The 5,918-nt window shown below is 41.5% G+C and carries 7 protein-coding genes, 1 tRNA gene and 1 pseudogene; 2 read left to right on the plus strand and 7 right to left on the minus strand.

Translation table 11 applies throughout. The features are described 5' to 3' along the window. A pseudogene (locus A0F92_RS05335) lies at positions 1-556 on the plus strand (hypothetical protein); the annotation flags it as partial. 55 nt (positions 557-611) lie between these two features. Here the strand turns inward: A0F92_RS05335 and A0F92_RS05340 are convergent. The 4 genes from A0F92_RS05340 to pxpB are packed head-to-tail and all read right to left on the minus strand — an operon-like array spanning position 612 to position 4,218. Then, complete coding sequence (locus A0F92_RS05340; protein WP_253810190.1) at positions 612-1,790, minus strand: NRAMP family divalent metal transporter; 1,179 nt, start codon at positions 1,788-1,790, stop codon at positions 612-614. Further along, on the minus strand, positions 1,771-2,511 hold the full coding sequence (locus A0F92_RS05345; RefSeq protein WP_068242486.1) for a 5-oxoprolinase subunit PxpA: 741 nt from the start codon (positions 2,509-2,511) through the stop codon (positions 1,771-1,773). The genes A0F92_RS05340 and A0F92_RS05345 overlap by 20 nt, the downstream gene beginning before the upstream one ends. After that, positions 2,498-3,499 (minus strand): 5-oxoprolinase subunit C family protein, encoded by a 1,002-nt coding sequence (locus A0F92_RS05350; RefSeq protein WP_068242489.1) that lies wholly within the window; start codon positions 3,497-3,499, stop codon positions 2,498-2,500. Before A0F92_RS05350 ends, A0F92_RS05345 begins: the two co-directional genes overlap by 14 nt. Continuing rightward, positions 3,490-4,218 (minus strand): 5-oxoprolinase subunit PxpB, encoded by a 729-nt coding sequence (gene pxpB, locus A0F92_RS05355; RefSeq protein ID WP_068242492.1) that lies wholly within the window; start codon positions 4,216-4,218, stop codon positions 3,490-3,492. The genes A0F92_RS05350 and pxpB overlap by 10 nt, the downstream gene beginning before the upstream one ends. Positions 4,219-4,349: 131 nt before the next feature. On the opposite strand from pxpB, the gene A0F92_RS05360 reads away from it, so the two are divergent. Continuing rightward, positions 4,350-4,425 (plus strand) — tRNA-Lys (locus A0F92_RS05360). Positions 4,426-4,488: 63 nt separating this feature from the next. Here A0F92_RS05360 and A0F92_RS05365 read toward each other — a convergent pair. From A0F92_RS05365 to A0F92_RS05375, 3 genes are all read right to left on the minus strand, one after another. Continuing rightward, the gene (locus tag A0F92_RS05365; RefSeq protein ID WP_167516831.1) at positions 4,489-4,836 is read right to left on the minus strand and encodes a hypothetical protein; all 348 of its coding nucleotides are present in this window, start codon (positions 4,834-4,836) and stop codon (positions 4,489-4,491) included. A gap of 240 nt (positions 4,837-5,076) precedes the next feature. Next, on the minus strand, positions 5,077-5,415 hold the full coding sequence (locus tag A0F92_RS05370) for a HepT-like ribonuclease domain-containing protein (protein ID WP_068242498.1): 339 nt from the start codon (positions 5,413-5,415) through the stop codon (positions 5,077-5,079). Next, the gene (locus A0F92_RS05375) at positions 5,405-5,707 is read right to left on the minus strand and encodes a nucleotidyltransferase family protein (RefSeq protein ID WP_068242501.1); all 303 of its coding nucleotides are present in this window, start codon (positions 5,705-5,707) and stop codon (positions 5,405-5,407) included. Before A0F92_RS05375 ends, A0F92_RS05370 begins: the two co-directional genes overlap by 11 nt. Between the last annotated feature and the right edge of the window lie 211 nt (positions 5,708-5,918).

Below are 5,918 nucleotides of genomic sequence, written 5' to 3' on the forward strand. Positions count from 1 at the left end.
GGCTAATGGTGCATTAGATGTATTTACCTACCTGCAGGGGCAGGTAGCCGGCTTACAAATTAATTATGGCGGTGGTACCCCCACTTTAACCTGGCGCGGCAGCACACCCGATTTATATCTGGATGAAAGCCCGGCACAACCCGATATGATACAAAGCCTACCCATTACAGATATTGCCTACATCAAAGTATTTCGCCCACCCTTCTTTGGCTCGATGGGTGGAGGTAGTGGTGGCGCCATTGCCATTTATACCAAACGAGGTAATGACAGTAAACGCAATAACAACGCCAATACACCGGGGTTAGACAATACCATATTAGGCGGTTATACTAAGTTTAAACAATTCTTCAGTCCTGATTACGACAAATCGAATGATGCGTTTGGCAATGATGTAAGAAGCACCCTGTATTGGAACCCTTATGTATTAACCAATAAGAAAAGTCCACAGGTGAAATTGGATTTTTATAATAACGATATCAGTAAAAAACTAAAAATGATAATTGAAGGTTTTAATGCCGATGGTAAATTAACGCATATAGAAAAATTATTGCAATAGAAAATACAAACTGATGATAACGCTATAGCATTGCTGTAATAGTAATGCTATTTTTTTATTCCCCTTTATGTAATATGAATACCATCCACAGCATTCCCGCCACCACCAGCCATCCGGCTATTTGTAACCATAATGCATGTTGGTAGTTACGGGTAATTCGGGATTTGCCGGCAGCCAACAATATAATAATAAGTGCCAGCGGCAAAATAAAACCATTCATGGTGCCGGCCATTACCAATACTTTTACCGGTTGCCCCACCCATTCAAATATGCCGGCCGACAATACAATAAAACCCGATACCCAAATTTTTTGATGCGCTTCAATAACTGGATGAAATGTTTTGATGAATGAAATGGCCGTAAAGGAAGCCCCAATAACCGATGTAATGGAAGCAGCCCACATAACCATCCCAAAAAAGAAATAACCCAAATGGCCGGCAGCCATTTTAAATACTGATGCCGCAGGATTGGTAGGCTCTATTAACTTGCCCTGCACCACCACACCCAATGCGGCTAAAAACAAAACAAAGCGCATAATACCGGTTATCACAATACCAGAAACTGCGCCCTTATTTACTTTTTTAATATTATCAATACCGGTAATACCTCCCTCTAATAAACGATGCGCACCCGCAAAAGAAATATAACCACCTACCGTGCCACCTACAATGGTAATAATCGCCAGTGCACTCACCTTGGCGGGCCATACCATTTGCATCAAAGCCTCTGCAACAGGCGGATGGGCTACAAAGGCTACATAACAGGTTAATACAATCATCAATATGCCCATGTATTTGGTAAATACATCCATGGCACGGCCTGCATCTTTTTGCCAAAAAATAAACAAAGCAATAGCGGCACTAATGGCTGCACCAATGGGGGTAGGTAAGCCCGTACATACCTGTAAACCTAACCCTGCACCGGCAATGTTACCGGTATTAAATGCTATGCCGCCCAATACAATCATGGCGGCCAATACATAACCCAATCCGGGCAATAATTCATTGGCCAGATCTTGTGCCCGCAGGCGGCTCATGGTAATCATGCGCCAGATATTGAGCTGTACGGCAATGTCTATTATAATAGTAATTACAATTACAAAGGCAAAAGCCGCACCCAGTTGTTTGGTAAATACGGTGGTTTGTGTTAAAAATCCCGGCCCTATGGCCGATGTTGCCATTAAAAAAGCCGCACCAATAATGGCTGTACTTGTTTTAGAGGGTTTGGATGCCAATATTTTTTTGTTTGAGTGTATAATAAATGGTTTTAGCAAAATCTACTGCATGTGCCCCGTCGCCATGCAAGCAAAGCGTATCGGCGGCAATGAATATTTTATTTCCCGAAAGGGTTGTTACCTGCCTGTTTTGTATCATTGTTAATACTTGCTGCAAAGCCACCTCCGTTGTTTCAATGAGTGCCTGAGGTGCTGAACGCGGTGTTAATTGGCAGTTATCCTGATAGGTTCTATCAGCAAATACCTCTGATGCCGTTTGTAAGCCCTTTGCTTTACAGGCGTTTATGAAACAACTGCCGCTGAGTGCATACACCCATAAATGCGGATATAAATGATGCAAAATGTTGGCTACTCTTTCTGCAAACGCAGCATCGGCCGATACCATGTTATACAATGCCCCATGCAGTTTTATATGATGCAGGGTTGCACCCATTGCTTCGCAAATTTGCTGTAATGCTTCTATTTGCTGTTGTAACAATACCAATAAGTCCGGTTCGGTTAACGGTATGGGCTTTCTGCCAAAATTGGCTTTGTCGTTAAAGCCGGGATGGGCACCAATGGCAACCCCATACTGCAAACACAATGCTACCGTTTTGCGCATGGTAGCAGCATCGCCGGCATGAAATCCGCAGGCTATATTGGCACTGGAAATATAGGGCATCAGCAGGGCATCGGTATTCATACCTTCGCCCAAATCGCAATTCAGATCAATAGATAGCATAGGCTGTAAATAATTCGTTTAGTTTATTTTGTGTGGCATACTGCAATTGCAGTAAATATAGGTGTTGCTGCTGCATGAGTTGGTGTGCATACTTCAGGGTTACTGTTTGAAACCTCAGTATTTGATGCGGCCTTACCTGTGCCAGCGTAGGAATAGCAGCACTGCATACCGTTGCCGGAATGGGATAACCTCCGGTAGTTTGATGACCCGATAACAACACAATACACTGTCCGTTCGGTAGTAATTGTATGGTGCCGTTGGTAACGGCAGTAGATAATACCGTGAATGGCGGGTTGAGTAAAATAGGCTCACTTTGCAGGTAATAGCCCATTCGGTTACTATTGGACTGAACGATATAATTGTTGTTGAGAAACTGTTGTTGTGCCTCCGGCGATAATGCCTTCCAGTTTCTGCTTGCTATAACAGGAATTGCATCAGGGTTCAAATACAATTGTTTTGCATCGGCCTGAATGTGAAAAACATATACATCCTTTCCCTCCAATAAAGCGCTGTAATCTGTTGCATCTTGTAAAAGCAATTCATCGTGCTTTTTCAGGTAACGACCCTTATACCCTCCGCTTCCGGCCAGGGTATTGGTACTATAACTTCCCATCCATGGCTCTAATACAAAGCCGCCATTTACGGCTAAATAACACCAGGCACCCGCCTTTACCTGTCTGAATTGCAACACACAATTTTTCTGAATAATGAAAGGCGTATTCAAGGGTACGGGCACATCATTTACCCATGCAGAAAAATCGGCACCACTGAGCGCTACTAAAGCCTGTTGTTCAAACAACAGAACGGGGGCCGGAAAACTCATTTCAATTACCGGGCATTCCATGGCATTGTTCACCAAAATATTAGCTACTGCTGCGGCCGTTTTATCCATAGCACCATCGGGATTAATGCCGAGATGTTGCCATCCATATCGGCCGGTATCCTGAATAGAATCGGCTATTCCCTGTTTAATGACAACTACAGACACGTGTTTTTATTTTGTTTCAATGAATAATAAGTTGACAAATCAATGGGTACAAATTGTACCCGGTTGCCGGGTTGCAGTAGTGCAGGTTGTTTTCTGTTTTGCTGAAACATGGCTTCGGGTGTTTGGCCAATAATATGCCAGCCTCCCGGCGATTGAAAAGGATATATGCCAGTTTGCCGACCTGCAATGCCCACACTACCTGCGGCCACCTGTGTGGCTGGTTGCGCTTTACGGGGCATTGCCAAACTTTCAGGAACAGTGCCCATATAGGCAAATCCGGGTAAAAACCCCAACATAAACACCTGGTATATTTCACTGCTGTGCAATTGAATCAACTTTTCTTCTGTTATATTTTTTGCAGCACAAAATGCCTGTAAATCAGGTGCAACTTCCGCATGATAACATACCGGAATTTGTATAATGGGCTGTTCAGCTACAGGCCTGTTTGTACAGTTTACCAATATTGCTTCCACATACTTTCTTACATAATCATCTATGTTTTCTACTCCCTGTTTCCATAAAATCACCGGATTGTATATGATAGTGATATTGCTGTATGCAGGAATCACATCCCGGATAAAATCTTTTTTTTCATGTTGAAAGCATTGGAACAGGGCCTGCACCTTGTTATTAATGTTTACATCGATGGTATTACCCCAGTCAATAGAAATAGCCGTATCACTTAACGGGAAAATCCGGTAGGCAGAAGGGGGATGCATGTTGAAAGCAATTTAGGGAGGGTTAAGGTACAAAGAAAATGGGTGCGCAAAAAGGAATGATAAAATTAAATTGTCTATACATCCATAACATAACAACTATTGCAATAATACGTACATTTGCACACCTAACCGACTCCGTAGCTCAGTTGGTAGAGCTACTGACTCTTAATCAGTAGGTCCAGGGTTCGAGTCCCTGCGGGGTCACCATATGGGACAAGTCAAAATTCAAACGACTTGTCCTATTTTTTTTGGGCTTTAATTCCTTGTCGATTAGGAAATAATGTTGATGATTTCATTCAATCTTTTGGTTCGATGTTGGCAACCGTGGAATATGATATTTTCAGGGAACATCGAACCAACTACTTTTCGCTTTAGCTCTACTGAACCATCTCTATAAAATGTATCAAGCTGTGCAATGTTGCTGAACGCCTTATCCCATAAAGGCTCAACCGTTGTTTGAAAAGTCACGGCAGCTTTCAGCTTTGCCTCCAGACGATTAATCTTTCCCTCACATTCAGATTTGATAGCCCGATAATCATCACCTTCTATATCGCCGCATAAAAGCAATTCTCTTGCTTTTACAAGCCGGTTGTTCACTTCCTGCAACTGTAACTTCAACTTTTTCTTTTCATCTCTGTCGCCACGTTCCTTTGACGCCCCGGGCTTGGCGATGTGGCGGAATTTGAAAAACCGTCAGCCGGGAACGATTGCTGAATAAATATACAAAAGTTTAAAATACAACGAATAGCTGATAGAATGTCGCCTGGCCGAACTATGGCTGATAACTAACTGAAGCTGAGTGGCTGCGTTACAGTCCGCCGACATAGCGCCCAAGCCTTTTGTTGTGTGTAGTGCGGTCTACTCGTTCAACAATAATTCAATTTCAGCCTGCAAAATTGGAAGATGACGAATTACAATACTCCAAATTATGTCGTCTGAAACAGCGTCATAACCGTGGATGATTCTATTTCTTGTGTCCACAATCTTTCTGGAATTTGTAATTACAATTGTTTCATCTTTTTTTAAAATTCTACTTAGGGCTTCACCAATTATTTCGATATTTCTTTCAACAGCACGCTTTGTCCGCAAATCGTTTTGATACTTTTCAAATTCCTTTGTACTGTCATTCAGGAAACTTTCGATTTCCATGATGGCGTTCAAAATATCATATAGCCATGATTTTATATCATTGTCCATAAATAAGCTGTCTTTGTTGAAAAACAGATTGTCTGAAATATGGGTTTTTTATCGCTTTTTCCTCCAGTAGGTCAACGTGTCTTTTAAAAATATCTTGTAGCGAAAATTTAAAGTCAAAATAATTGTCCGCATAATCTTCCACCCCAATGTTTGAAAAGTCCACAATTAGGTCAATGTCACTTTCGTTATTGAAGCTATTCGTCAATACTGAACCAAAAGCATACAAGCTTTTAACCTTATGCGTTTCACAAAGTTTAATAATGTCTGGCGTATATGTTTCAAGTCTATTCATTTGAAAAAATGGAATAAGTCAAAGTTACGCATATTTAATCGAATCAATAATCGTCCGTCAATTTTCTAGAATTGGATGTGTCGCATTCTGACTAACGTAAGACATAGTTGTTAAAAATTAGTAGTTACTATTCCCAAGTCTTCGCTAGTTATTTCAAATTTACCGATTTGCTTTTTCATTTTTTTGATTAGCCCCATTTTTCTTTTCTGAT

The sequence above is a fragment of the Hydrotalea flava genome (assembly GCF_001623405.1).
Classification (GTDB): domain Bacteria; phylum Bacteroidota; class Bacteroidia; order Chitinophagales; family Chitinophagaceae; genus Hydrotalea; species Hydrotalea flava.

Excerpts from the sequence above, each read along its gene's own strand:
- A0F92_RS05345 (WP_068242486.1), bottom strand. The coding sequence starts at position 2,511 with ATGCTATCTATTGATCTGAATTGCGATTTGGGCGAAGGTATGAATACC.
- pxpB (WP_068242492.1), bottom strand. The coding sequence starts at position 4,218 with ATGCATCCCCCTTCTGCCTACCGGATTTTCCCGTTAAGTGATACGGCT.
- A0F92_RS05370 (WP_068242498.1), bottom strand. The coding sequence starts at position 5,415 with ATGGACAATGATATAAAATCATGGCTATATGATATTTTGAACGCCATC.
- A0F92_RS05375 (WP_068242501.1), bottom strand. The coding sequence starts at position 5,707 with ATGAATAGACTTGAAACATATACGCCAGACATTATTAAACTTTGTGAA.